We start from the raw sequence: 25,820 nt of genomic DNA on the forward strand, positions 1-25,820 counted from the left end.
AAGTGAGCGGAACCTAGGGCCCCGCCCGCGTCAAACAACCTCCAGCGCAGGCATACGGTAATAGCCGTGAAGCAACTCCGGCTTGGGCAGGTAGGCGCGCATGAAGAGGGCGAACGGCGCGGCCGGCGCCGGCAGCCAGTTGCCCTCCCGCCCGGGGCCCGGGCTCTCGTGGCCGATCCAGATGTCGAGCGACCCGTCCGGGTTCGTTGTCAGGCCCGGCGTGCGGTCGCCGATGGCGTAGCGGTTCAGCGGGTTATCCCAGAAGAAGAACTGGCCGTCGTCGGTGGCCTCGTAGAGGCTGAGCGACCAGAACGAGTTCACCGGCAGGTGGCCATCGGCTGGGAAGTGGAGCCGCCAGTTCTGGGTCCCATCGAACAGCTTTCCGGGCAGCGGCCCCTCGCCCTGCAGATACATCGCCTCGGCCGGCGGGAGGGCCGCGAGACCGCCCAGGGCGACTGTGCCGCGAAGCTCGTAGTCCTGGTCGAAGTCGCCCAGACGGACGCTGGGATAGGACCATCCGCCGACAAAGTTGCCCGCCAGTCCGCCGCCGCCCCGGACAGCCCGGCGGCCTTCCGCAAAGCCCGCCTCGATCTCGGCCACCTCAGCCTTCGAGAACCGCCCTGCGTCGAAGCCCTCGGTCAGCCCCAGCGGCGCCATGCGGCGGAGCGCGGCAAGGTCGGTGACCGGCGGGGGATTGAGGGCCATGAGCGCGGCGGCGCTCGCGAAGTACGCCGCCCAGTCGGCCGCGCGGTCGGCATAAGGCCCCGGCGGATCGCCGCCTGGGCCCTGCATCGAAATCCCGGCCTGAACCTCTCGGGCGGCCTCCAGGTCGTGCGGCCCCTCGACCAGGATACGCGCCAGCGCCCAGACGTGGTCGGTGGGCGAGCGGACGATGTTCCAACCTTCCATGGCGTCGCGAGGCCCCACCAGCCGGAAGGTCCCGCCCGCAGGTCCCGTCGTCCGCGTGCCCAGGACGGCGAAGTTGTTGGTGTAGGCGTCCATCAGCGCCAGCGAGAGGTAGCGTTCGCCCGCCGCCGGCAAGGTGATCGTCACCGGCCCGGCCGAGAGGTCGATGTGCGCCGTGGAATACAGCGTGTCGGTGTTGGGCGTGGTGACCGCCCGGTGCTTGGGCGTCGCCAGATTGCGCACATGGGTGAAGACGCCCATCCGCTGACCCAGGCTCATGCCGCGCTGGCGCGTCGTCGCCACCTCGATCAGCGGCAGGGTGTAGATATAGGCGTCCCGCGCCGCCGTCCTCAGATCGCTCACCTGGGCTCCTGTCCTCGCCGCGTCCGTGCGGCGACCGCCTCAGCGGCGTTCCCCGCCTCGGCCCACCATCGCCGGATCATGTCGGCCGCCCGGCCCGGCTGCACGAGAGCTGCCGCCTGCCCGGCCCAGAGCGAGAGCAGCTCGGGATCGTCGGCCTGGGCGGCGGCGGCGCGCAGCGGCTGGGTCAGCCTGTTCTGGACAGGATAGGCGGGGACGTCGCCCTGCGCCCCATGCATCAGACGCATGAACCTGTTCTCCAGACCACGCGCATAGCGGCCCGAGAAGGCCCGTGTGAGGCGGGTGGTATCGTCAGGCGCCTGGGTCAGCGCGCGCCGCCATGGCGCGGGCGTCGTGGCCTCGTCCGCCAGCAGGAAGGCCGTGCCCATCTGGACGGCCGAAGCGCCCAGGGCCAGGGCGGCCGCCACGCCGCGCCCGTCCATAATCCCGCCCGCCGCGATCACCGGCAGTGGCACGGCGGCCCGGATCGTCGTCACCAGGGCCAATGTGCCGACAAGACTGCCGTCGAGTTCGCCCAGGAAATGGCCGCGGTGGCCGCCGGCCTCGAAGCCCTGGGCGCAGACCCCGTCGGCGCCAGCTTCGGCCCAGGCGCGCGCCTCGGCGACGTTGGTAGCCGTACCAATGACCAGCGTCCCCGCCGCCTGCAGCCGCGCGATCCGCTCGGGCGACACCAGCCCGAACGTGAATGACGCCGCCGGCGGCGCAGCGGCGACCAGCGCCTCGAACTGGGCGTCGAAATCAGGGGCGAACTGGTTCGGCGCCTCGGGCGGCGGCAGGCCAAGCTCAGCATAGAAGGGCGCAAGGCGGGCGATGGCGGCATCCACCTCGCCGGGCTTTGGATCGGCCTTCGGGCCGGAGAACAGGTTCACGATGAACGGCCGATCCGTGCGCTCACGGACAGCGGCGATCAGCGGCCCGATGTCGGCAGGCGGTAGCGCGGCGGCGGCCAGCGCGCCCAGCGCGCCGGCTTCGCTCACCGCCACAGCCAGGTCATCCAGCGATGCGCCCACCATCGGCGCCTGCACAATGGGGATCGGCAGGTCGTCGAGGAGGTCGGCGAGGCTCATCCCTCGCCTGCCTTCTTCTGGGCGATCTTCTCCAGCACCTTGCCCCGGCCGCGGGAGAGCGCCGTGATCACACCTCGGAACGTGCGGACCTCCTGGTCGGTGAAACGGGCCTTGGCCAGCGCCGCACGCAGGTTCTGGGTCATGTTCGGCGTCTTCTCGGGCGGATGGAAGAAGCCCGCGGTGTCCAGTTCGCGCTCCAGATGCTCGTAGAGCCCCAGCATGGCCTCGCCCGTCGCCGGCCCCGGCCCCTGCCTGAAGGCGGCCGGCGCCGCTGCCTCGACGGTCGTACGCCACTCGTAGGCATTGATCGCCACCGCCTGCCCCAGGTTCAGCGAGCGGAACTTGGGGTCGATCGGGATGGTCACCACCGCTTGGCAAAGCGCGATGTCGGACGTCTCCAGACCGGCCCGCTCGCCACCGAACAACAGCCCTACCCGCTCGCCGCGTCCGACAGCCTCGGACAGATCGGCGGCCGCCGAGCGCGGCGTGAGGACCGGCAGGCTCAGTTCACGCGGCCGGGCCGTTGTCGCGAACACGGTCTGCAGGTCGGCGATGGCGGCGGCGACGCTGTCGTAGACGCGGGCGTCGTTGAGCGGCCATTCGGCCCCCGAGGCCAGCGCCCAGGCGCGCTCCTGCGGCCAGCCGTCGCGCGGATTGACCAGCCGAAGGTCGGCCAATCCGAAGTTCGCCATCACGCGCGCCACCGCGCCGATGTTCTCGGCGAGCTGTGGCGCGTTGAGGATAATCACAGGCGCCCCGCCTGAAGTCGTAGATGCTGAGGACGGTTCGGACATGTCGCGCTTAAAGGAGCCTCGCTCGCCATTGGCAACCCTCACTCGCCGTTCTCTGCTGGCCGTGGCGCCGGCGGGCCTCCTCGCGGCCTGCGAACCCCGCATGCCGCTCACCGCCTCCACCACGCCCAAGCTGGACATCGAAGGCCTGCAGAAGGCCGTGGACGCGATCGCCGCGACGGCCCTCCCCGGAATGCTCGGCGTCGGGCTGATGAACCTCGAAAGCGGCCAGAGCTTTCTCACCAACCCTGACCGCCCTTTCCCGATGCAGAGCGTCTTCAAGCTGCCCCTGGCCGCGGCGGTGCTGGGCGAAGTCGATGCGGGCCACCTCGGCCTGACGACGCGCCTGACGATCCTGGAGGATCAGCTGTCGCCCCAGCATTCGCCGATCGCCACGGCCTGGCCCGGCCGGCGCGACTACACGGTCGAAGAGCTGCTCGAGGCCGTGCTCATCGAGAGCGACAACACCGCCGCCGACGTTCTGATGAGCCACATCGGCGGACCCGGCGTGGTGACCGCGTGGCTGATCGGCAAGCGGGTCCCGGAAATCCGCGTCGACCGCTATGAGCGCGAGCTGCCCGCCGACATCTACGGCATGCCATCGTTCCGCCCCGCCTGGCGCGATCCCACCGCGTTTGCCGCGGCGCGCGACGCCGTGCCGCCAAAGGTCAGGATGGCCGCCATGCGCCGCTACATGGCCGACCCGCGCGACACATCCACGCCCCGCGGCATGCTGGAGTTCCTGCAGCGTCTGGACCGCGGCGAACTGCTGAGCGCCGACTCGACGCGCCGGCTGACCGACCTGATGTCGCGTTGCACCCGAGGCGCCGGCCGGATTCGGGCCGGTCTGCGCCCGGGCGCGTTCCTGGCGCACCGGCCCGGGACCTCGGGCGTCGACCAGGGACTGTCGACCGTGCACAACGACGTGGGCGTCTTCACCCTGGCCGACAAGCGCGCCTATGCCCTCGCGGTCTTCCTGTCCGGAGCTACCCTGGATGACACCGGTCGCGACCGCGTCATCGCCCAGGTGGCGAGCGCGGCGGTGCGCGCGGTGGGATAGTTCCCCAACTTCCCCTGGGGAGCCTTTGCGTCAGCCTTTCCGGCGGCTATACGGCCTGAAACGCATTACGCCCGGAGCGCCTGCCCCTCATGGCCAAGATCAAAGTCGCCAACCCCGTCGTCGACCTCGACGGGGACGAGATGACCCGCATCATCTGGAAGTGGATCAAGGATAAGCTCATCCATCCCTTCCTCGATCTGGAGATCGAGTACTACGACCTTGGCATGGAAAACCGCGACGCCACCGACGACCAGGTGACGATCGACGCGGCTAACGCCATCAAGAAGCACGGCGTCGGCATCAAGTGCGCCACCATCACCCCGGACGAAGCCCGGGTGAAGGAGTTCGGTCTCAAGAAGATGTGGAAGTCGCCGAACGGCACGATCCGCAACATTCTGGACGGCGTCGTCTTCCGCGAGCCGATCATCTGCAAGAACGTTCCCCGGCTGATCCCCGGCTGGACCAAGCCGATCATCATCGGCCGTCACGCCTTCGGCGACCAGTATCGCGCCACCGACTTCGTCGTGCCGGGCCCCGGCAAGCTGACGATCAAGTTCGAAGGCGAAGACGGCAAGGTCATCGAGCACGACGTCTACGACTTCAAGGGCGCCGGCGTCGCCATGGCGATGTACAACGTCGAGGCCTCGATCCGCGACTTCGCCAAGGCCTGCTTCAACTACGCCCTGGCGCGGAAGTATCCCCTGTACCTCTCGACCAAGAACACGATCCTCAAGGCCTACGACGGCCGCTTCAAGGACATCTTCGAAGAGATCTACCAGGCGGAATACATCGAGAAGTTCAAGGCCGCCGGCCTGGTCTACGAGCACCGCCTGATCGACGATATGGTGGCGTCCTCGCTGAAGTGGAACGGCGACTTCATCTGGGCCTGCAAGAACTACGACGGCGACGTCCAGTCCGACCAGGTCGCTCAGGGCTTCGGCTCGCTGGGCCTGATGACGTCGGTTCTAATCACGCCGGACGGCAAGATCATGGAGGCCGAGGCCGCCCACGGCACCGTCACGCGCCACTACCGCCAGCATCAGAAGGGCGAAAGCACCTCGACCAACTCGATCGCCTCGATCTTCGCCTGGACGCAGGGCCTCAAGCACCGCGCCAAGCTGGACGGCAACGCCGAGCTCGAGCACTTCGCCAACACGCTGGAGAAGGTCTGCGTCTCGACCGTCGAGAGCGGCTCGATGACCAAAGACCTGGCGCTGCTGGTCGGCGATACGCAGGGCTGGCTCACCACCGAGGGCTTCCTCGACAAGGTGGCGTCCAACCTCGAGAAGGCGCTGGCGGCCTAGCCACCGCACTCAACGGTACACCAAGGCGCCGCCTGCGGATTTCGCGGGCGGCGCTTTTGATTCAGCGGCCCTTCATCCAGATGTCGAGAGGCTGCTTCTCCTCGTGGCGGACGAGGATCAAGTAGCCGAGCACGAAGGTCACGATTGACGCGATCGTGGCGCCCCAGAACCCTGCGGGCGAGGCGAACCACAGCGTCAGCCAGAAGATCGTGTTCCCGATGGCCAGCATGCACCAGCGCACGAGGATGCTGAACGCGTGATAGGTGCGCTCGTGGTCGACGACATCCTGGGTCTGGTCGCCGAAGTGACTGCGGTCGTCCATGTTGGACCTCCGATTGCCTGGGCGTTCAACGAGCGGACACCCGCTGGCCCGGTCTGTCAAATCCGAAGGTTCAGCCGTCGGGATCAGGCCGCATAGACGGGCCGCATCGCCCCGCGGGCCTCGCCGTAGCGCGGCTTGCAGACGCCGATGCAGGACGCCCTCGCCGCCCTTTAGGAGATCTACTGTCCAGCCGCGGTCGGGATCGCCGCGCTGACGGCCGAACGCGCCGAGCACCTGATCGACCACCGGCGGCGCCACCTCTCGGCCATTCATGGCGCGTTCAGCCGCGCGGGGCGCAACTGTGTCTGACGAGGGATGGTCACAACTATGAGGTCGGCAAGTGGCCGTTCTGGAAATCAGCCCCTACCAGGGCTTCGACATGGCCCGCGGCCTGTTCCCCGCGGGCGTCCTGCTCGACGTGTTCGATACCCGCTCATCGTTCCATTCCATCGCCTATGTCGACCCTGCCGGCGACGACGCCGAGGAAGACTTCTACGGCTACGGCTTCGCCTACAATTGGGACGGTGAGCTGATCGGCGGGGTCATCACTGACCAGGACCGCTATGTGGAAGGCCTGCAGGTCTTCGCGCTCTCGGACGCTCATATCTCGGTCGCAACGCAACTCTGGTACGCGGACCGTGGCGACGCCGTCGGCGAGCTCGCCTACGTGTTCCGAGGCGACGACGACCTGATCGGCAACCGCTACGACGACCGCCTGATCGGCATGGGCGGCGATGACGCCATCTGGGGCGGTGGCGGGGCCGACGACCTCTTCGGCGAAGACGGCGACGACTTCATCCGCGGTGAGGACGGCGACGACCTGATAGATGGCGGTTCCGGCCACGACGACCTGCATGGCAACGCGGGCTTCGACCTGATCTACGGCGGCGCGGGCGATGACTGGGCGGTCGGCGGCAAGGACGACGACGAGGTCTACGGCGAGGCTGGCGACGACGTCGTGCTGGGCAATCTGGGGGACGATAACCTGTCGGGCGGCGATGGCGACGACTGGGTGCGCGGCGGCCAGGGCGACGACGATATCCTGGGCGGCGCCGGCCGCGACTGGCTGTCGGGCGACCGCGGCGTCGACACACTCACCGGCGGGGCGGGCGCAGATGTCTTCCACACCTTCGGCGAGTCCGGCGAGGACTGGGTCACCGACTTCGTCGCCGGCGAGGGCGATCAGGTCTATGTGGTCGGCGCCTACAACGTGGCACAGCGGGGCGCGGACATGGTGATCACGGTCGAGGGCGGCGGGCGGATGATCCTGATGGACACCCAGCTGTCGAGCCTGCCGGCCGGCTGGATCTTCAGCTAAGCGCCAGCTCGGCGGCGAGCGCCTGCAGCTGGGCCGCCACCGAGCCCGGATGGCTGATCATGGCGAGGTGGTGCAGATCGGCCCGGCGCACCGGCCAGCCGCGGGCCTCCGCCCAGTCGGCTTGGTCGGTGTAGCGACGGCTGAGCCGCAGGTAGGCCGCGGGCGCACGCTCCCAGTCGCCAGAGGCGGGCGCGACGGCGTGGAGGAAACCTACTGGCGGGCGCGGCAGGTCGGCGACGAATGCGGCGCGCTGGGCCGGGTCGGGCAGGAAGCGCTGTAGCGGGTCGCGGTCGAACCACAGGTTCCAGGGCGCCAGGCAGCCGTCGAAGGCGCGGACCTCAAGGTGGGCCACGACCTCGGGGTCGACCTGGCGAAGGCTGCGGCCAGGGTGGGGCCGGACGGCGTCAACAAAGATCAGTCCCGAGGCGCCCGCTTCGGCCAGCGACGGGGCGAAGGCCCCGGCGCCGCTGTGCAGGACGGCGATCCAGGGCCCTTCGCCCATGACCGCCGCTGTCCGGCGCGCAACGCCCTCGTACCAGTCCGGCGGCTGCACGCCGCCATAGTCTACCGCCACCGCCTCAGGCAGTCGTCGGGCCAAGGGCCGCCACGCCGCTGCCCCCGTGAAGGGGCTGGGCACGAGGGCCAGCCGGGGCACTAGCCGGCCAGTGCCGCCTTCACGGCTGCGAGGCCCTCCTCGGCCTTGGAGCCGTCCGGCGCGCCGCCTTGGGCGAAGTCGGGGCGGCCGCCGGCCCCCTGCCCGCCCATGGCGAGCACCGCGGCCTTGGCGAGGTCGGCCGCGTTGAATCGGCCCTGCGCCGAACCGGTGACGGCCACGGTCACAGCGGCCTTGCCGTCGGCGGCGCCGATCAGCGCGATGACGCCGTCCGGCAGCTGCTTCTTGAACTCCTCGGCGATGGGCCGCAGGTCCTTGCCGCCGACGCCGTCCATGATCCGCGCCAGCACCTTGACGCCGCCGATCTCCTCCGGACCGGCCGCCGCCGCGCCGCCGCCGCCCATAGCGAGCTGGCGCTTGGCGTCGGCCAGTTCCTTCTCCAGCTTGCGGGCGCTGGCCTGCAGCGCCTCCACGCGGGCGGCCACCTCGGTCACCGGGACCTTGAACTGCTCGGCCAGCGACTTCGACACCGCCGCCTGCTCCAATAGGTACCGGCGCGCGCTCTCCCCCGTCAGCGCCTCGATCCGGCGAACGCCGGCGGCGACGCCCTGCTCCGAGACGATCTTGAAGATCGCGATGTCGCCCGTGCGGGCCACATGTGTGCCGCCACAGAGCTCCACCGAGTAGGCTGCATCCCCGGTCAGCGCCTTGCCGAGCGTCAGCACGCGAACGCTGTCACCGTACTTCTCGCCGAACAGGGCCATGGCCCCGGCCTCGATCGCCTCGGCCGCCGCCATCTGCTTGGTCTCGGCGGCGAGGTTCTGGCGGACCACCGCATTCACTTCCGCTTCGATGCGGTCGATCTCGTCAGGCGACAGCGGCGCGCCGTGGCTGAAGTCGAAGCGGATGCGCTCGCCGTCGACCATCTGGCCCTTCTGGGTCACATGGCGGCCCAGCACGTTGCGCAGCGCCGCGTGCAGCAGGTGGGTGGCCGAGTGGTTCGACCGCGTGGTGGCGCGGTTCGGGCCGTCGACTGACAGCTGCACCCGCGCGCCAGGGCTCAGGGCGCCCTCCAGGATCTCCAGGTCATGGACGTGGAGGTCCCCAGCTAGCTTCTGGACGTCGGTCACGCGCGCGCGGCCGCCATCCCAAGTGATCTCGCCCTTGTCGCCCGCCTGGCCGCCGCTCTCGGCGTAGAAGGGCGTGCGGTCGAACAGCGCCTGCACCGTCGCGCCGGTCGTGGCCCCATCGACCTCGCGGCCGTCCTCGACCAGGGTCAGCAGCTCGCCCGTACCCTCGGTCTCGTCGTAGCCGGTGAACACCGTCGGACCCAGGCGCTCGCGGATCGAGAACCATTCGGCCGCGGCGGCCACCTGGCCCGAGCCCTTCCACGCCCCGCGCGCCATCTCGCGCTGGCGGGCCATGGCCGCGTCATACTCGTCGAGGTTCACCGTGAGGCCCTTGGCGCGGACCGCGTCCTGGGTCAGGTCAAGCGGGAAGCCGTACGTGTCATAGAGCTTGAAGGCGGTCTCGCCCGACAGCACGTCGCCGTCCTTCAGGCCCGCGGTCGCCTCGTCCAGCAGCGCGAGGCCCCGGCCCAGGGTCACGCGGAAGCGCTCCTCTTCCTGGCGCAGGGTGTCGACGATGGCGTCCTGGGCGCGCTTCAGCTCGGGATAGGCGTCGCCCATCTCGGTCACCAGCGTGGGCGCCAGGCGGTGCATCAGGGGTTCTTCCGCGCCCAGCAGGTGGGCGTGGCGCATGGCGCGGCGCATGATGCGGCGGAGGACGTAACCGCGGCCCTCGTTCGAGGGCATCACGCCATCGGCGATCAGGAAGCTGGATGAGCGCAGATGGTCGGCGATCACCCGGTGCGACGGGCCGTTCGAGGCGCCGCCGGCGCCGCCCACCAGCTCGCGGCTGGCCTGGATGATCGTGCGGAACAGGTCGACGTCGTAGTTGTCGTGCACCCCCTGCAGGACGGCCGCGATGCGCTCCAGGCCCATGCCGGTGTCGATCGACGGCTTCGGCAGGCTTTCGCGACGACCGTCGGCGAACTGCTCGAACTGCATGAAGACGAGGTTCCAGATCTCGACGAACCGGTCGCCGTCCTCGTCCGGGCTGCCGGGCGGGCCGCCGGGGATGTGGTCGCCGTGATCGTAGAAGATCTCCGAGCACGGACCACAGGGGCCGGTGTCGCCCATCGACCAGAAATTGTCGCTGGTCGGAATGCGGATGATCTTGTGGTCGGGCAGGCCCGCAATCTTCTTCCAGAGATCGAAGGCCTCGTCGTCGGTGTGGTAGACAGTGACCGTCAGCTTGTCGGTCGGGAGCTTGAACTCCTTCGTCAGCAGGTCCCACGCGTGGACGATCGCGCGCTCCTTGAAGTAGTCGCCGAACGAGAAATTGCCCAGCATCTCGAAGAAGGTGTGGTGGCGCGCGGTGTAGCCGACGTTGTCCAGGTCGTTGTGCTTGCCGCCGGCGCGGACCGACTTCTGCGAGGACGCGGCGCGCGGCCACGGCGGGGTCTCGGCGCCGGTGAAATAGTTCTTGAAGGGCACCATCCCGGCGTTCACGAACAGCAGCGTGGGATCGTTCTGGGGCACCAGGGGGGCCGAAGCGACCACGGCGTGATCGTTCCTCTGGAAGAAGTCCAGGAAATGGGTCCGGATCTCGTTCAGGCTCGCCATCGGTCGCTACGTTTCATCAAGGTATTGGAACAGGGTTCCCACGTGGGGACCCGCGACCCTTTACGAAACCTCTGGCGCAACCGCCAAGGAGAAAGGCGGAGGTCGCCGTTTGGGCCGCAGGCCAGGACTAGGTTCAAGGCGCCGTGGCGGGACGGCGTGCGGACCACAGCATGCTGAACGCCGCATAGGTCACAACGACCACCACGAGGACGCGCAGCCAATCCAGCGGCAGCGACTTCACGATGTAGGCGGCAACCAGCACCGCCGGGATGCCGCCAAGGGTCAGGCCGAGGGCGGCGCGCAGGCTATAGCGGCCGCTGGCCACGAACCGCGATCCGCCGACAGGCATCAGGAAGGCGCATGAGCCCATCATGATGGGAAACGCCACCAGCGGGCTCATACCCAGCAGCGCGACCAGGATCAGGCACGGCGCGTAGAGGCCGATGCCCAGCATCATCAGCCCCCCGAGGACGAAGTTGGCCCCCAGGGCCAGCGCCAGCTTCGCGCCGGTCAGGCCCTTGGCGTCGCCGCCCACCGGCATGACGCCCAGGACGGCGGCCAGGAAGAGGCCGGCCGCCACCAGCAGCGCGACGCCCATCGCCAGTTGGATGACACGCGCCGGCGCGCGGGCCACGAAAGCGCCGCTCAGCCAGGCGCCGGCGACCGCCGCCGCGATCATGCCGACGAGTGTGACAGGGTCGACCTCTACGACAGCGATAAAGATCAGCGCCTGGGCGATGGTCGGCAGGGCGTGGCCGGCGTTGAGGGTGCCGGGGATCTGTTCGTCCGGTACGCGGCGGAACAGCTTGAAGGCCGCGGTGGTCGTGGCGAAGGCGCCGATGCCCAAGGTGTCGAAGAAGTTCGCGACCGCGCCGATGGCGAGATCGAGGAGGCCTGGTCGGCCCGGCGCGCCGTCGGCCGCCCGTGAGCGCTCCACCCGCCACCACCAGGCGGCGAAACCAACGGCTAGAGCCAGCAAGGCCGCCAGGATGAAAGGCGTGACCGGCAGCCCCTCGAACAAGCCGGGGTTCGGTTCCGATTGCATCACGGTCCCCCCAGGTCCGACGCGGGCCAAAACGACCTTAGCGCGCCGCGCCGCGCCCGATAGCCGTTTCCGCTCTCAGGGGCGCACGCCGGGCGTCCAGGCCGCAGGAGCGGGCGCCGAACGACAGACATCGGTCAGGGCCTCTACGCAAAGACGCCCGGGAGGGCCCGGGCGTCGGTGCGGTGCAGTCGGGAGGTGACGCCGCCGCGACTACAGCGAGCCGTCCTCGGCGTCCGCGTCCTCGGCGGGACCGACGAGCAGCTGCTCCTCGACCACGTCCTTGGCGCCTCTGACCTGCTTCTCGATCTGATTGGCCATGTCCGGGTTCTGCTTCAGGAACTCCCGCACGTTGTCGCGGCCCTGGCCGATGCGCTGGCTGTTCCACGAGAACCACGAGCCGGACTTCTCGATGACACCGGCCTTCACGCCCAGGTCGATGATTTCGCCCAGCTTAGAGATGCCCTCGCCGTACATGATGTCGAACTCCACCTCGCGGAACGGCGGAGCCACCTTGTTCTTCACCACCTTCACACGGACGTTGTTGCCGACGATTTCGTCGCGCTGCTTCACCGAGCCGGTGCGGCGGATGTCGAGGCGCACCGAGGCATAGAACTTCAGCGCGTTGCCGCCCGTGGTCGTCTCGGGAGAGCCGTACATCACGCCGATCTTCATGCGGATCTGGTTGATGAAGATCACCAGGGTCTTGGCCTTGGAGATCGAAGCCGTCAGCTTGCGCAGCGCCTGGCTCATCAGGCGGGCCTGCAGGCCCGGGAGCGAGTCGCCCATCTCGCCTTCGATTTCGGCCCGCGGCGTAAGAGCCGCCACTGAGTCGATCACGATCACGTCGACGGCGTTCGAGCGCACTAGGGTGTCGGTGATCTCCAGCGCCTGTTCGCCGGTGTCAGGCTGAGCCACCAGCAGGTCGTCCAGGTTGACGCCCAGCTTGAAGGCGTAGCCTGGATCCAGCGCATGCTCGGCGTCGACGAAGGCGGCGGTGCCGCCGGCTTTCTGCACCTCGGCGACGACGTGCAGGGCCAGCGTCGTCTTGCCCGACGACTCCGGCCCGTAGATCTCGATGATCCGCCCCTTGGGGAGGCCGCCAATACCGAGGGCCAGGTCGAGGCCGAGCGAGCCGGTGGAGTACGACTCCATCTCGACCTTGCCCTTTTCGCCAAGGCGCATGACCGAGCCCTTGCCGAACGCCCGATCAATCTGCGTCAGCGCCGCTTCGAGCGCCCGCGACTTTTCCGAATCTTCTTTACCCACGAGCCTCAACGCTGATTGCGACATGCTTTAGCGCCCTTCTATCCCACGATTCCGCCAACCGGATGGGCCAACCGCAGGCCCCGCTCGGGATGACCAAAGACGTACTCGCTTTGCCGAATGTTCGCAAGACGTTCCCAGAACAACATGCGTCCGATTTTGACGTATGTTGAGCCGGCCTAGTCCCGAGCGTGGCTGGCGATGAAGTCGCGCAGGTCGCGGTAGGCGTGAGCCTCCATGGCCCGGAGCGCGTCGATCTTGGCGTCGAGGCCGCCGGCGTCGAACTGCGCACGGGCCTGCACCGCAGCGGCGTTGTACCCGGCGAATCGCACCAGCTCGGCCGAGGGGTAGAGGGCGTCATTGAGCGCCCGCAAGCCAAGCACGACGCCGACGGCCGCAATCGCGACAGCCACCGGTGCGCGTGTGGCAAGCGTTTCGGGTCCGTAGCCGAGCAACAGCGCCAGGCCCGCAGCGCCGGCCGCGACGGCCGCGACCACCAGCGCGAGTCTGGCCAAGGCGGCGTTGGCTTCGGCGCGTCGGCGCGGCGCGCCCATCGATTCGCCCAGTTTGCGGCGGCTGTAGGCGATCTGGACATCGAACCGCTGGGCGCGCAGGCGCTCCAGCAGCCGGTCGAGGTCGGGGCCGCGCGTAGGCGGCGGGGGCGCATCGCGCCATTCCGGCAGGATCCAGACTTCGTCGTCGGCGACATCGCGGGCCAGGGCCCGGACCCGGTCGGCCATGTCGCGGGCCGGAGGCAGCGCTTCCAGCGCCCGGGCGCGGGTCGCTTTCCAGCCGGCCAGCGCGGTGTTGTCGGTCATCGCCGCGACCGCCTGATCGAGATTGTTGATCAGCACCTGAAAGTAGAGGCCGCGCGCGCGCTCGGTCCAGTAACGGCTCCCCAGCCACAGCTCGGTCGAGCGCGAAACCAGCCTGCGGGCCGCGACCAGCACGCCGGCGATAGCCGCGAGAGCCAGGGCGATCGCGCCCACGGCGACGGTGGCTGCCGGCGGCACGAGCAGCGCGATAGCCGCGACGGCCAGGGCCAGCACGCCGCACCCCCCCGCCATCAGGCCCAGCTGACGGCCGCGCCGGACGTGCTGGTTGGCCGGGCCCTCGTGTTGCTTGAACATCGCCCGCAGCTCGGGCCAGTCGAGAACGCGCAGCAACTGCGGCTGAACATTGCCCAGCGCCTGGCGGGCGTCCTTGTCCAGCAGGATGTCGTCGTTGTGCCATCCGGCCAGCGGATCGGCGAAGGCGGCCAGCCTGGAGTCGCCCCCGTGTCTCGGCGCTGAAGCGTCGGCCATGGCCATATCCCGTGAATCCCCTGGCTGTCAGCGATCCCGACCTGCGTCCTGCGGTCAAGATGTGGCGTGGCCGCGCGCGCCCCTCACCTTACGTCGGCTCGCGCTGCGGCGCCCTACGCGCTACCACAGTCGGGCGCGAGCCGTCCGAAGAGACGTCCGCCGCCGCCTTGCAGGGATGAGACAATGCACTACGCCGAGCTGAACCGGGCCTGGGCCGAACTGACCGCGCCCGGGGCGCCCTTCGAGATCGCGATCCAGGAGGTCGGCGGCGCGCCGATCCGGACTTTCAAGAATGCGCCACCGAACGTGAGGGCGCTCTGGCTGTCGACAGCCCAGTTCGCCGAGCGCGACTATCTCGTCTTCGACGACGAGCGGATCACCTATGGCGAGGCCCACCGGCAGGTGGCCTCCATCGCCAACTGGCTGATGGCCAAGGGGGTCAAGCCTGGCGACCGCGTGGCCGTCGCGATGCGGAATTATCCGGAGTGGATGCTGATCTACTGGGCCTGCGCCTGCATCGGGGTGGCCTGCGTCGGCATGAACGCCTGGTGGACCGCAGCCGAGATGGCCTACGGCATGACCGACGCCGGGCCCAAGGTCCTGTTCGCCGACGCCGAGCGGATCGCGCGGCTCGACGAGCAACCAGGCATGCTGGGCGACACGCTGCTGGTGGCGGTACGGGCGGAAGCCCCCGCCGGCGCAGCGTCCTGGGCCGAGGTGGTGGCGCACGGCGGGGCCCTGCCCGACGTGGCGGTCGCCCCGGACGACGACCTCTGCATCTTCTACACGTCGGGCACGACCGGCTTCCCCAAGGGCGCGCAGCTGACGCACCGCAGCTGCGTCTCCAACCTGATGAACATGATGTTCGCCGGTCAGGTCTCGACGCTGGCGACCCAGCGCGCGACCGGCGTGACGCCCGATCCGTCGGTAGCCCCGCCGATCCCCGTCACCCTGGTGACCACGCCTCTCTTCCACGTGACCGCCAACAACTGCGGCGCCTACGCCACCACCGCGGCCGGCGGCAAGATGGTGCTGATGTATCGCTGGGATGCGGGCGAGGCGCTGAAACTGATCGAGCGCGAGCGCTGCACCTCGGCTGGCGGCGTGCCCGTGATGGCGCGCGAGCTGATCAGCCATCCCGACTTCGCCAAGTATGACACCTCGAGCCTGCTCACGGTCGGCGGCGGCGGCGCACAGCTGCAGCCCGACCTGGTGGACAAGATCGACAAGGCGGTGGCCACGGCGCGCCCCAACACCGGCTATGGCATGACCGAGACATCGGGGATCATAACCTCGATCTCGGGCGACTTCTTCGTGGACAAGCCCGCAAGCTGCGGACGCGCGATGCCGACCTTCGAGGTGCGGGTAGTCGGCGACGATGGCCAACCGCTGCCGGCGGGACAGCCGGGCGAGCTGTGGGTGCGCGGGTCATCGGTGATCAAAGGCTACATCAACCGGCCCGAGGCCACGGCCGAGAGCATCACCGACGGCTGGCTGCATACGGGCGACGTGGCCTACCTCGACGAGGACCAGTTCATCTATCTGGTGGACCGCAAGAAGGACATGGTGCTGCGCGGCGGCGAGAACATCTACTGCGCCGAGGTGGAAGCCGCCTTGCACGGTCATCCGGGAGTGGCCGAGTGCTCGGTGTTCGGGGTGGCCGACCCGCGGCTGGGCGAGGAAGTGGGCGTGGCCGTCTTCCTAAAGCCTGGGGCTGAAGCGACCCCCGACGCCCTGCGCCAGCATTGCGGCGCGGCGATCGCGAAGCACAAGATCCCTCGCTACATCTGGATGATGGACCAGCCGCTGCCGCGGAACGCCAACGGCAAGTTCCTGAAGCGCGAGCTGCGTGACACTCTGAAGGTCGAGGACGCGGTCTAAGCGGCAGGACATAGGAAATCTCGATCGATCAGATAAGAACGATCGTTTTGTCATTAGGCCCCAGGTCGGCCTAGCTTGGGGAAACAACCCAGCGAGGTGACCCCATGGACGACGCCGCTCCCACCGGATGCCCGGTCAAACACCCTGCTGCCCGCCGTACCCTCACGGGCCGCACGAACCGCGACTGGTGGCCGAACCAGCTGTCGCTCGACATCCTGCACCAGCACGGCGCCTCGGGCGATCCCATGGGTCCGGGCTTCGACTACGCGACCGAGTTTAAGAGCCTCGACTACGCCGCGGTGAAGCGTGACCTGGCGGCGCTGATGACCGACAGCCAGCCCTGGTGGCCGGTCGACTACGGCCACTACGGCCCGTTCTTCATCCGCATGGCCTGGCACAGCGCCGGGACCTATCGCACCGGCGATGGGCGCGGCGGCGCTTCGGCGGGCGGACAGCGGTTCGCGCCGCTGAACAGCTGGCCGGACAACGCCAACCTGGACAAGGCGCGCCGGCTGCTCTGGCCAATCAAGCAGAAGTACGGCCGCAAGCTGAGCTGGGCCGACCTGATGATCCTGGCCGGCAACGTCGCCATCGAGTCCATGGGCGGGCCGGTGTTCGGCTTTGGCGGCGGCCGCGCCGATATCTGGGAGCCTCAGAAGGACATCTATTGGGGCGGCGAGGAGGAGTGGGTCGGCGTGACCCGCATCGACGAGGACGCCGGCCGCGCCCTGGAAAACCCGCTGGCGGCCATCCAGATGGGCCTGATCTACGTGAACCCCGAGGGCCCAGGCGGCAACGCCAACCCGGCCCAGTCGGCCCGCGACATCCGCGAGACGTTCGCCCGCATGGGCATGAATGACGAGGAGACGGTGGCTCTGACTGCCGGGGGCCACACGTTCGGCAAGTGTCACGGCGCGGGCGACGCCTCGAAGGTGGGTCCCGAGCCCGAGGGCGCGGACATCGCCGAACAGGGACTGGGCTGGCGCAGCGGCCACGAGAGCGGCGTGGGCGACCATACGATCACCAGCGGCCTCGAAGGCGCCTGGACGCCCAACCCCACCAAGTGGGACGGCGACTACTTCCGGATGCTCCTGGACTACGAGTACGAGCTGGTTCACAGCCCCGCCGGGGCCCGGCAGTGGCAGCCCATGGGTCAGAAGCCGGAAGATATGGCCCCCGGCGCGCACACCCCCGACAAGCGCCTGCCCACCATGATGACCACCGCCGACATGGCGATGAAGGTCGATCCGGCCTACCGCGCGATCTCGGAGCGGTTCCGCAGTCATCCGGAACAGTTCGCCGACGCCTTCGCCCGGGCCTGGTTCAAGCTGTGCCACCGCGACATGGGTCCAAAGGCCCGGTATCTCGGTCCCGAGGTCCCGGCTGAAGACCTGATCTGGCAGGATCCGATCCCGCCGGCGGAGCACCCACTGGTCAGCGAAGCCGACATCGAAGCCCTGAAGAACGAGATCATGGCCTCTGGCCTGTCGGTCGCCGAGCTGGTGCAGACGGCCTGGGCTTCGGCGTCGACCTATCGCAGCTCCGACCATCGGGGCGGCGCCAACGGCGCACGCATCCGCCTCGCGCCGCAGAAGGATTGGGAGGTCAATCAGCCCGAACAGCTGGCCAGGGTTCTGAAGGTGCTGGAAGGCATCAAGGCCGAGTTCGACGCTTCGGCCGGCGGCGGCAAGTCCGTGTCGATGGCCGACCTGATCGTCCTTGGCGGGGCCGCGGCGGTGGCCAAGGCCGCCCGCGACGCGGGCTTTGACATCGGCGTGCCCTTCACTCCCGGCCGCAACGACGCCCGAGCCGAGCAGACCGACACCGACAGCTTCGCAGTCCTCGAGCCCAAGGCCGACGGCTTTCGCAACTACCAGCAGGCGGCCTTCAGCGTGTCGCCGGAAGAGCTGCTGATCGACCGCGCCCAGCTTCTGGGTCTTACGGCGCCGGAGATGACGGCCCTGGTGGGCGGGCTGCGCGTGCTGGGGGCCAACCACGGCGGCAGCCGGCACGGGGCCTTTACCGACCGTCCGGGTCAGCTGACCAACGACTTCTTCGTCAACCTGCTCGACATGGGCGTGGCGTGGAAGCCGGCCGACGGCGATGACGCGTTCGTCGGCACGGACCGCAATACCGGCGCGCCGAAATGGACGGCGACCCGCGTCGATCTGATCTTCGGCTCGAACTCGCAGCTGCGGGCGTTGTCCGAAGTCTATGCGGCGGCCGATGCCGGCGAGACGTTCGTCCGCGCCTTCGTCGCCGCCTGGAGCAAGGTGATGAACGCCGACCGCTTCGATCTCAAGGCGTAGGCGACGGCCCCGTGACGCCGGGAAGCTCCCGGCGTCACGGACGTCTCGATCAGAAGTTCACCCGGGCGGTGACGCCGTAGTAGCGGTCAGCCTCGCGCGGGATCTGGAAGCGGAAGCTGCCGCCCGGGCCGCCGGACTCCACGTGAGTCGCGAAGCTCTGGTCGAACAGGTTCCGGACGACCGCCGTCACCCGGTACTTATCGTCAGGATCGGCTAGGCCCAGGCTGACATCCACCAGTTCGTAAGCCTCGATCCGGGTTCCGAGGCGGACAGCCGGGTTGGCGCTCAGTTCCGCATAGGTGCTCGACTGGAACGAGCCCTGCGCTCCCATCAGGACATCGAAGCCGCCGACGTCGCGAATGCGATACTCGACGTTGAGCGAACCCTTCCACTTGGGCGCGTAGGGCAGTTGCGTACCCGAAGGCACGACGCCCGTATTCACCCCCGCGATCGGCGCGCGGAACTTGTTGATGTGCGCGTCCGTGTACGCCAGACCACCGGACAGAGTCAGGTCGGCAAGCGGACGATAGAGGAAGTCAGCTTCCGCGCCGCGCGTTGAGATTGTTCCCGCGTTGGTGAAGCGGCTCACGACCACACCCGCGACAAGGTCCGGATTGTTGGCCTGGAAGTTGTGGTACTTGGCGTAGAAGGCCGCGAGGTTGAGGATGAGCCGGCCATCCAGCGCGGTGTTCTTCAGGCCCACTTCGAAGCTATCCGACGTTTCCGCCTCAATGACGTTGGTTCCCGTCGCCCCAAGATTGAAGAACAGGTTGAACGCCGGGCCCTTGTAGCCACGCGAGTAGGTCAGGTAGCCGACGCTGTCCTGCGACAGGTCGTATTGGATCCCCACCTTGCCCGACAGATCCGTGTTGTCGGTGTCTCCGGTGAACGAGAAGGGAGCGGAAATCCCCGGACCCGCTGTGCCTGTACGGCTCAGATACGCTTCCAGCTTGTCCGACGAAAGGCGAAGGCCGCCGAGCAGCCGCAGGCTGTCGGAGAGGTTCCAGGTCCCCTGTCCGAACAGGGCATAGTTCTTGAACACCGACCCGTGAGTCGTGGATCCGCTGATCCGGGTGGTCACCGCCCCGGGGGCCGAGCAGGGCGTCAGCGTCGTGGGAGCCGGCGCCAGAGTGCAACTCGCGACGTTCCGGGTGAATACCCGGTCGGTCTCGGCGCGAGAGTAATAGGCGCCCAGAACATACGAGAACGTCTGGTCCGCCGGAGACGCGATGCGGATCTCCTGAGTCAGAGTATTCGAGGTGGTCGGCCCAAAGTCGTGCAGTTCGTTAAGCCCCACGTAGGGCTGCGGCAGCCAGTCGCCGTCGCGGATCTCCTTGTTGTCCCATTCCCGGTAGGACGCGATGTACGTCAGCACGTGGCCGCCCAGGTCGTAGTCGGCCTGCAGCGAAACGCCGCCACTTTCCTCGATGGTCGACGTGACCAGGTTCTGGTTCACGAAACGGCTCTTGTCGCGGCGCGGCGACGGCAACACCTGCGCCGCCAGGTTGGTGGGAACATTGCCGATGATCTGCGCGCAGCAGTCATCGTCGGCCTTGCGATAGTCCGCGATGACGGTCAGCGTCAGGTTCTCGGTGGCTTCGGCTTCCACGATCGCGCGAACGCCATACCGTTCATAGCCATTCACCCGCGACCCGGTGGTGAGGTTGCGGATATTGCCGCCGTACGTGCCGTAGAAGCCGGTGACCCGGGCCTGGACGCCTGCGCCAAGCGGCGCATCCACTGCGCCGCGCAGTCGGAATTCGTCGCCGTTCGAACCGTAGCCGGCCTCGACATAGCTGCCCGCGCCCGGACGCTTGGTGACGATGTTGATGACGCCGGCCGAACTGTTCTTGCCGAACAGCGTTCCTTGCGGACCCCGCAGGACCTCGATCCGCTCCACGTCGACAAGGTCGCTGAACGCCTCCCCGGCGCGACTGTAGACCACTCCGTCCACCACCGAAGACACAGACGGCTCACCGGCGATTGAGAACGTCGAGGTGCCGACGCCGCGAAGGAAGATGACCTGGTTGAGTGAGGTGCCCGCCTTCCGGATGGAGAGCGTCGGAATGAGCCGTTGCGCCCCTTCCAGGTTGACCGCGCCGCTCGCCGCGATGGCGTCCCCCGAAACGACCGAGACAGCCAGGGGCACGTCCTGCAGCCGCTCTTCCCGCTTCTGGGCGGTGACGACGATCTCGCCAAGATCTGTGGCGCCCTCGCCGGCGGTCTGCGCCAACGCGGGCCCCGCGGTGACGATCGCCGCAATGGCCGCGCTCGTGATGAGGATGGTCTTTTTCATATCTCCCCCGATTCCTTGTTCTCGTTGGATTTGTCTGACGCTGTCATAGCGACAGCAGATTTTCGTGCGTTACGTCTGGTTCAGGCTTCGGTTCAGAAACCCAGTTCGCTCATCTCCACGACGCGCTTTTCTCGCGCGCTGATCTCAGCGGCAGTCCCGATGGCGACCGCCATCAGCCCGTCGTGAGCGGTGACTTCCACGGGACCTGCCCCGCGCACCGCGGCGTTGAACCGCTGGTGCTCGTAGAAGGTCGAGCCATGATGCGTGCCGGCCTTCAGCGCGGTGGCGTCGACATCCACAACGCGCTGTTCGACCTGCTTCGGGTTGCGGAACCCGACGCGCGGCGAATATACTATCGATCCAGTAGGAATTAAAACATCCAATCGACCGGCGTCACCGACGGCCGTGATCTCTTCCTGGTTCTCCGCGCCCTCGGCGAACATGCAGAGGTCGAGCATGGCGCGGACGCCGTTTGCGAAATCGACGGTGGTGTAGCTGTTGTCGATGATGTCGGGTCGGCGACCGTCGTAGCGCTCGTCCAGGTGGTTCACGTCCATGGCGCCCGAGCAATAGACACGCACCGCCTCAGAGCGGACGATCAGGCGCATCAAGTCAAAGAAATGACAGCACTTTTCGACCATCGTGCCGCCGGTGTTGACCGAGAAGCGGTTCCAGTCGCCAACCTTGGGAAGGAACGGAAAGCGGTGCTCGCGGATCGACAGCATCCGCAGCGCTCCGATGCGCCCGCCGTGCACCTCCTCGATGAAGGCCGCCGCCGGCGGCATGTAGCGGTACTCCATCGCCGTCCAGAACGGCGCGGAGCTCTTGGCCGCCCGCTCGACGATCCAGCGCGCATCCTCCAGCGTGGTGGCGAGCGGCTTCTCGCACAGGATGGACAGGCCCGCGTCGAACAGGGGTTCGAGGACGTCACGGTGGGTATAGTTGGGGCTGGAGACGATGACGCAATCCACCTCGCCGCTGGCGGCCAGCGCGGCGCTGTCGGCGTAGGTCTTGGCCTGTCCGGCGCGGGCGCCCAGAGCCTCGCGCGCCCAACCCAGCGATGTCTCCACGGGGTCGGCAAGCGCCGTCACGACCGCGCCCGGCGTGACCGCCAGGTTGTGGATGTGCTCGACGCCCATCATGCCCGTGCCAACCAGGCCGTAGCGCACCACCTCGGGCAAAAGCCCCTCCCCGAAATCCATATGACAACGCTGACTTATTGTGAGCATTCTCCCAGACCGCCCGGCGGGGCAAGCCCAAATGTTGCGCAGACGACAGCCGGGCCGGGATCGAGGGGAGGCCTGACTTGACGAGTTCCACGCGCGCCGAATCCAGCGAGCCCAGCCTCCGGATGCGTTGGATCCTGTTCGGGTTCCTTGCAGCGGCAGGCGTGCTGGCGCTGGTGGACCGCCAGATCATCTCGGTGCTGAAGCCCGAGATGGCCGCCGAACTAGGCTGGAGCGACGACGACTACGGCACGCTGGGGGCCTGGTTCCAGGGCGCCACAGCGGTAGCCCTTCTCGCCGCCGGTCCTCTCGTCGACAAGCTGGGCGTGAAGTGGGCCAACCCCATCGCCGTGTTCAGCTGGAGCGTGGCGGCCATGTTCCACGGCTGGGCGCACAGCCTCGTGCAGTTCACCCTCTGCCGCATCGGCCTGGGCGCCACCGAGGCCGCGGTGACGCCGACCGCCGTGAAGACCATCGCCACGATCTTCCCGCCCCACATGCGATCCACCGGCGTGGGGCTACAGAACGCCATCGCCAGCTTCGGGGCGATCAGCGCCCCCTTCATCATCCCCCTGATCGCCGCACCATTCGGATGGCGGGGCGCCTTCCTGGTGGCGGGCGCCATGGGCATCGTGTGGTCGATCGGCTGGCTGCTGGTGACCCGCCGGGTGAACTTCGGCGACACCGCGCCCGCGACGCCGGCGGAGATCGCCCTACCCCGCGGCGCCTTCTTCCGGGATCGCGCGGCCTGGGCGGTGGCCGGGGCCAAGTTCCTGAGCGACTCCACATGGTGGCTGCTGCTGTTCTGGATGCCGGACTTCCTGAACCGGCAGTTCGGACTCTCTGGCGCCGGGATCGCCGCGCCGCTGGCGCTGGCCTACACGGGCGCCGCGGTGGGATCGCTGGTCAGCGGCACGCTGGCCACAAGGTTCCTGGCGATGGGCGTGCCGGTGAACCGAGTGCGCAAGGTGGCGATGCTGATCAGCGGCCTGATGGTGTTGCCCATGCCGCTGGCGCTGCAGGCGACCAGCCCCTTTGCGGCGGCGGGCATCCTGGCGCTGGTGCTGGCCGCGCACCAGGGCTTCTCGACCAACCTCTTCGCCCTGATCACCGACGTCACCGAGAAGTCCAAGATCGGTCGCATGACCAGCTTCGGCGTGTTCAGCGGCAACATCGGCGGCATGCTGATCCTGAAGATCGCGGGCATGGTTCTGGCCGCGGGTCTCGGCTACCTGCCCCTGTTCCTGTTCGCGTCGGTGTCGTACCTGCTGGCGCTGGGCTGGATCCACGTGATGCTGCCGAATATCAAGATGGTGGACGCCAGCCAGCGGGGCGAGGCGCCCCTCGGGTTCCACTAGGCCAGGGCGGGACGCTTCAGGAAATCGACCACCTGCTGGCCTACCAGGCCAAGTTGGGCCATCACGGCCGGATCCGTGCAAACGCCGTCGTCGGCGAAGCGTGAGACGGCGCTGTTGACCGCCGCGGCCAGCGGTGTCGGCCAGCCGCGCAGCGCATGCACGATGCCCCGCAGGGCGGCGATGGTTCCCCCGGTCGCCTGCCAGCCATAGGCGGTGGCGATCACGCCCACGGGCATGCCTGTGAGATAGACGCGCGGATCGGCGGCGGTCTCCTCCAGCAGGTCCAACGCATTCTTGATCAGGCCCGAGACGCTGCCGTGATAGCCGGGAGATGCGATGATCACCCCGTCGGCGCGGCGTACGGCGTCGATGAACGCCCGCTCCTCGGCCGTCCGCTCAGCCTTCTGCGCATAGAGCGGCAGCCGTGAGAGGAAGGCGCCTCCGAACGCCTGGACATCAGCGCCGCGCTCCGCCGCGGCGCGAAGCGCGATCTCAAGCGCCCGCTCGGTGGACGACGGCGTGACCGTCGTACCGCCTATGCCGACGATAAAGGGCCGGCGCTGGGTCACGCGATGACCAGCGGACCGTGCTCCAGCTTGGGCAGGACATGGCGGGCGAACAGGTCGGCCTCGGCGGCGTGCGGATAGCCCGACAGGATGAAGGCCTCGATCCCCATGTCTCGGTAATCATTGAGCTTGGCCAAAACCTGGTCTGGGTCGCCCACGATGGCGGCGCCACAGCCCGAACGGGCGCGGCCGACGCCGGTCCACAGGTTGGGCTCGGCGTAACCGTCATCCGCGGCGCTCTCACGGAGCGCGGCCTGGGCCTGGACGCCGACAGAGGTGGAATCGAGCGACTTGGCGCGGATGGCCGCGCCCTGGGCGTCATCCAGCTTCGAGAGCAGACGATCGGCGGCGGCGCGAGCCTCGGCCTCGGTGTCGCGCACGATGACGTGGGCGCGGTAGCCGAACTTCAGCGTGCGGCCATACTTCGCCGCGCGCGCCGTCATGTCGGCGATGATATCGGCGACCACCTCCTTGCGGTCGGGCCACATCAGGAAGACGTCGCAGCCCTTGGCCGCCGCCTCGCGGGCGTCTTCCGACAGACCGCCGAAGTACAACAGCGGAGCCTTGCCCGAGACCGTGGTCACGCGCGGCGGATCCAGCTTGAGCTTCCAGTGCTCGCCGTCGTGGTCGAGCGGCTGACCGTTCAGCATGGTCTTCAGGATGCTCATGGCCTCGACCGTGCGGCCGTAGCGCGGGGCCGACGCCATCTTCTCTCCCGGCATGTCGGACGAGATGATGTTCACGGTCAGGCGGCCGCCCAGCAGCCGGTCGATGGTCGCGATCTGGCGGGCCAGCTGCGGCGGCCACATCTCGCCGATGCGCACGGCCATCAGCAGGCGCATCCGCTTCAGTTGCGGCGCGATGGCGGCCGCGAAGGCGGTGGTGTCGATGCCCAGCTCATAGCCCGACGGCAGCAGGATGTTGTCGAAACCGCCGGCCTCGGCCTGCAGGACGATATCGCGGCAATGCTCCCAGCTCGACTTCAGCATCGGGTCGGGCACGCCCAGGAACTCGTAGTCGTCGTCGCACAACGCCGAGAACCAGGACACTTCGCAGGGAGGACGGGTCGTCATGGCAGCGGCGCTCCGAGGCTTGCGACGAGGACCGCGTACCACTCGGCGCGGGTCCAGCGAGGAATGTAGGCTTGCGGGATCTCGGCGATGCGCGCCGGAGCCTGGGTTCCCACGATCGGGATCGGCTGGGCGGGATGCGCCATGATCCAGCTGTAGGCGGCGGCGGCGCGGCTGACGCCGGCCTCCTCCGCCTTCGCGTCCAGGGCCTGCGCGACGGCGCGCGTGCGGTCGTCGGCGGGTTTGGCGAGCCGCCCGCCGCCAAGGGGCGACCAGGCCAGCACGGCCATGCCGCGTGCGACCGCCTGATCGAGGACGCCGTCGCTCAAGGGGCTCACGGCGAGCGGGGAGAACTCAGGCTGGCACGACACGATGGGCAGCGGCAGGTGGGCGGCCAACGCCTCGACCTGCCAGGCCGTGAAGTTCGAGACGCCGACCGCGCCGATCTTGCCGGCCTGGTGCGCCGCCAGCAGCGCCTCGCCGATCTCGCTCGGATGGGTGAGCAGATCAGGGCGGTGAATCTGCCAGAGCGCCACGTGATCGACGCCCATGCGGGTCAGCGACGCGTCGATGGCCGACGTGAGGTACCCGGCGCTCGAATCGTAGGGCACGCCCATCGAAATGCCGCCCTTGGTGGCGATGACCATGCGCTGCGCAAGCGGCGGGTTCGCCGCCAGCACCCGGCCGAGCAGCGCCTCGGCCGCGCCAAACGGCTCGCCGTTGTCGGGTCCGTAGATGTCAGCGGTGTCGAAGAGGGTCACGCCCGCGTCCAGGGCAGCCTGCACGCGCGCCTCGGCTGCGCCGACGTCGTCGCCAGCGAACCGCCACATGCCCCATGCGATCGACGAAACCTCGGGGCCGCCTGGATACAGAGCTCGACGGGTCGGCGGTACGGGGAGATGGGTCATGGGCCTCTTCGTCACCAGCCTGAAGACTGCGGTTCTGCGGCGTCCCACCCCGGCGGCTTGCCCCGGATGACACCGTATGACTACGTTGTCATATTGATAGGTGAGCGGACAGGCCCTTGGCAAGCGGCGCCTGTCCGAGAGGGGC

20 protein-coding genes are annotated in these 25,820 nt (G+C 68.4%); 6 read left to right on the forward strand and 14 right to left on the reverse strand.

Annotation, left to right across the window (positions count from 1 at the left end):
• Window positions 1-30 precede the first annotated feature (30 nt).
• Genes EPN98_RS15850 through EPN98_RS15860 form a run of 3 tightly spaced genes read right to left on the reverse strand, consistent with a single transcriptional unit; the run spans window position 31 to window position 3,148 of the window.
• Entirely contained in the window at window positions 31-1,269 is a 1,239-nt protein-coding gene (locus tag EPN98_RS15850; RefSeq protein ID WP_293363879.1) for a DUF1254 domain-containing protein, read from the reverse strand.
• Entirely contained in the window at window positions 1,266-2,354 is a 1,089-nt protein-coding gene (locus tag EPN98_RS15855; RefSeq protein WP_293363880.1) for a nitronate monooxygenase, read from the reverse strand. Before EPN98_RS15855 ends, EPN98_RS15850 begins: the two co-directional genes overlap by 4 nt.
• Window positions 2,351-3,148 carry an RNA methyltransferase gene (locus tag EPN98_RS15860; protein ID WP_293363881.1) on the reverse strand — a complete coding sequence of 266 codons (798 nt, stop codon included), beginning with the start codon at window positions 3,146-3,148 and terminating at the stop codon, window positions 2,351-2,353. Before EPN98_RS15860 ends, EPN98_RS15855 begins: the two co-directional genes overlap by 4 nt.
• Before the next feature lie 100 nt (window positions 3,149-3,248).
• Between EPN98_RS15860 and bla the strand changes: the two genes are divergently transcribed.
• Both bla and EPN98_RS15870 read left to right on the forward strand, forming a co-directional pair.
• Entirely contained in the window at window positions 3,249-4,205 is a 957-nt protein-coding gene (bla, locus tag EPN98_RS15865; protein ID WP_293363882.1) for a class A beta-lactamase, read from the forward strand.
• Between the two features lie 89 nt (window positions 4,206-4,294).
• Entirely contained in the window at window positions 4,295-5,509 is a 1,215-nt protein-coding gene (locus EPN98_RS15870; protein WP_293363883.1) for an NADP-dependent isocitrate dehydrogenase, read from the forward strand.
• A 61-nt stretch (window positions 5,510-5,570) separates the two neighbouring features.
• On the opposite strand, the gene EPN98_RS15875 is transcribed toward EPN98_RS15870, so the two are convergent.
• Window positions 5,571-5,831, reverse strand: coding sequence for a hypothetical protein (locus EPN98_RS15875; protein WP_293363884.1), 261 nt, complete (start codon window positions 5,829-5,831; stop codon window positions 5,571-5,573).
• A gap of 340 nt (window positions 5,832-6,171) precedes the next feature.
• Between EPN98_RS15875 and EPN98_RS15880 the strand changes: the two genes are divergently transcribed.
• On the forward strand, window positions 6,172-7,149 hold the full coding sequence (locus EPN98_RS15880) for a calcium-binding protein (protein ID WP_293363885.1): 978 nt from the start codon (window positions 6,172-6,174) through the stop codon (window positions 7,147-7,149).
• On the opposite strand, the gene EPN98_RS15885 is transcribed toward EPN98_RS15880, so the two are convergent.
• The 5 genes from EPN98_RS15885 to EPN98_RS15905 form a co-directional block, all read right to left on the reverse strand.
• The gene (locus EPN98_RS15885) at window positions 7,142-7,747 is read right to left on the reverse strand and encodes a hypothetical protein (RefSeq protein WP_293363886.1); all 606 of its coding nucleotides are present in this window, start codon (window positions 7,745-7,747) and stop codon (window positions 7,142-7,144) included. The genes EPN98_RS15880 and EPN98_RS15885 overlap by 8 nt on opposite strands.
• Window positions 7,748-7,803: 56 nt before the next feature.
• A complete protein-coding gene (alaS, locus tag EPN98_RS15890; protein ID WP_293363887.1) occupies window positions 7,804-10,449 on the reverse strand; it encodes an alanine--tRNA ligase in 2,646 nt (881 codons plus the stop codon).
• A 133-nt stretch (window positions 10,450-10,582) separates the two neighbouring features.
• Window positions 10,583-11,494 (reverse strand): sulfite exporter TauE/SafE family protein, encoded by a 912-nt coding sequence (locus EPN98_RS15895; protein ID WP_293363888.1) that lies wholly within the window; start codon window positions 11,492-11,494, stop codon window positions 10,583-10,585.
• A gap of 210 nt (window positions 11,495-11,704) precedes the next feature.
• Window positions 11,705-12,784 carry a recombinase RecA gene (recA, locus tag EPN98_RS15900; protein WP_293363889.1) on the reverse strand — a complete coding sequence of 360 codons (1,080 nt, stop codon included), beginning with the start codon at window positions 12,782-12,784 and terminating at the stop codon, window positions 11,705-11,707.
• A gap of 152 nt (window positions 12,785-12,936) precedes the next feature.
• The gene (locus EPN98_RS15905) at window positions 12,937-14,061 is read right to left on the reverse strand and encodes a hypothetical protein (protein WP_293363890.1); all 1,125 of its coding nucleotides are present in this window, start codon (window positions 14,059-14,061) and stop codon (window positions 12,937-12,939) included.
• A 183-nt stretch (window positions 14,062-14,244) separates the two neighbouring features.
• On the opposite strand from EPN98_RS15905, the gene EPN98_RS15910 reads away from it, so the two are divergent.
• Entirely contained in the window at window positions 14,245-15,942 is a 1,698-nt protein-coding gene (locus EPN98_RS15910; protein WP_293363891.1) for a class I adenylate-forming enzyme family protein, read from the forward strand.
• A 104-nt stretch (window positions 15,943-16,046) separates the two neighbouring features.
• A complete protein-coding gene (gene katG / locus EPN98_RS15915) occupies window positions 16,047-18,251 on the forward strand; it encodes a catalase/peroxidase HPI (protein WP_293363892.1) in 2,205 nt (734 codons plus the stop codon).
• Window positions 18,252-18,300: 49 nt separating this feature from the next.
• Here katG and EPN98_RS15920 read toward each other — a convergent pair whose 3' ends face one another.
• Window positions 18,301-20,547, reverse strand: coding sequence for a TonB-dependent receptor (locus EPN98_RS15920; RefSeq protein ID WP_293363893.1), 2,247 nt, complete (start codon window positions 20,545-20,547; stop codon window positions 18,301-18,303).
• 92 nt (window positions 20,548-20,639) lie between these two features.
• Window positions 20,640-21,749, reverse strand: a complete 1,110-nt coding sequence (locus EPN98_RS15925) for a Gfo/Idh/MocA family oxidoreductase (RefSeq protein ID WP_293363894.1) — start codon at window positions 21,747-21,749, stop codon at window positions 20,640-20,642.
• A 104-nt stretch (window positions 21,750-21,853) separates the two neighbouring features.
• Between EPN98_RS15925 and EPN98_RS15930 the strand changes: the two genes are divergently transcribed.
• Window positions 21,854-23,131 (forward strand): MFS transporter, encoded by a 1,278-nt coding sequence (locus tag EPN98_RS15930; protein WP_293363895.1) that lies wholly within the window; start codon window positions 21,854-21,856, stop codon window positions 23,129-23,131.
• Here the strand turns inward: EPN98_RS15930 and EPN98_RS15935 are convergent.
• The 3 genes from EPN98_RS15935 to EPN98_RS15945 are packed head-to-tail and all read right to left on the reverse strand — an operon-like array spanning window position 23,128 to window position 25,675.
• On the reverse strand, window positions 23,128-23,700 hold the full coding sequence (locus tag EPN98_RS15935; protein ID WP_293363896.1) for an NADPH-dependent FMN reductase: 573 nt from the start codon (window positions 23,698-23,700) through the stop codon (window positions 23,128-23,130). The two genes, EPN98_RS15930 and EPN98_RS15935, sit on opposite strands and share 4 nt — an antisense overlap.
• Window positions 23,697-24,770: an LLM class flavin-dependent oxidoreductase gene (locus EPN98_RS15940; protein WP_293363897.1), complete on the reverse strand. Its 1,074-nt coding sequence runs from the start codon at window positions 24,768-24,770 to the stop codon at window positions 23,697-23,699. Before EPN98_RS15940 ends, EPN98_RS15935 begins: the two co-directional genes overlap by 4 nt.
• The gene (locus EPN98_RS15945) at window positions 24,767-25,675 is read right to left on the reverse strand and encodes an aldo/keto reductase (RefSeq protein WP_293363898.1); all 909 of its coding nucleotides are present in this window, start codon (window positions 25,673-25,675) and stop codon (window positions 24,767-24,769) included. Before EPN98_RS15945 ends, EPN98_RS15940 begins: the two co-directional genes overlap by 4 nt.
• Between the last annotated feature and the right edge of the window lie 145 nt (window positions 25,676-25,820).

It is taken from the genome of Phenylobacterium sp., assembly GCF_004299445.1.
In the GTDB taxonomy this organism is placed as follows: domain Bacteria; phylum Pseudomonadota; class Alphaproteobacteria; order Caulobacterales; family Caulobacteraceae; genus Phenylobacterium.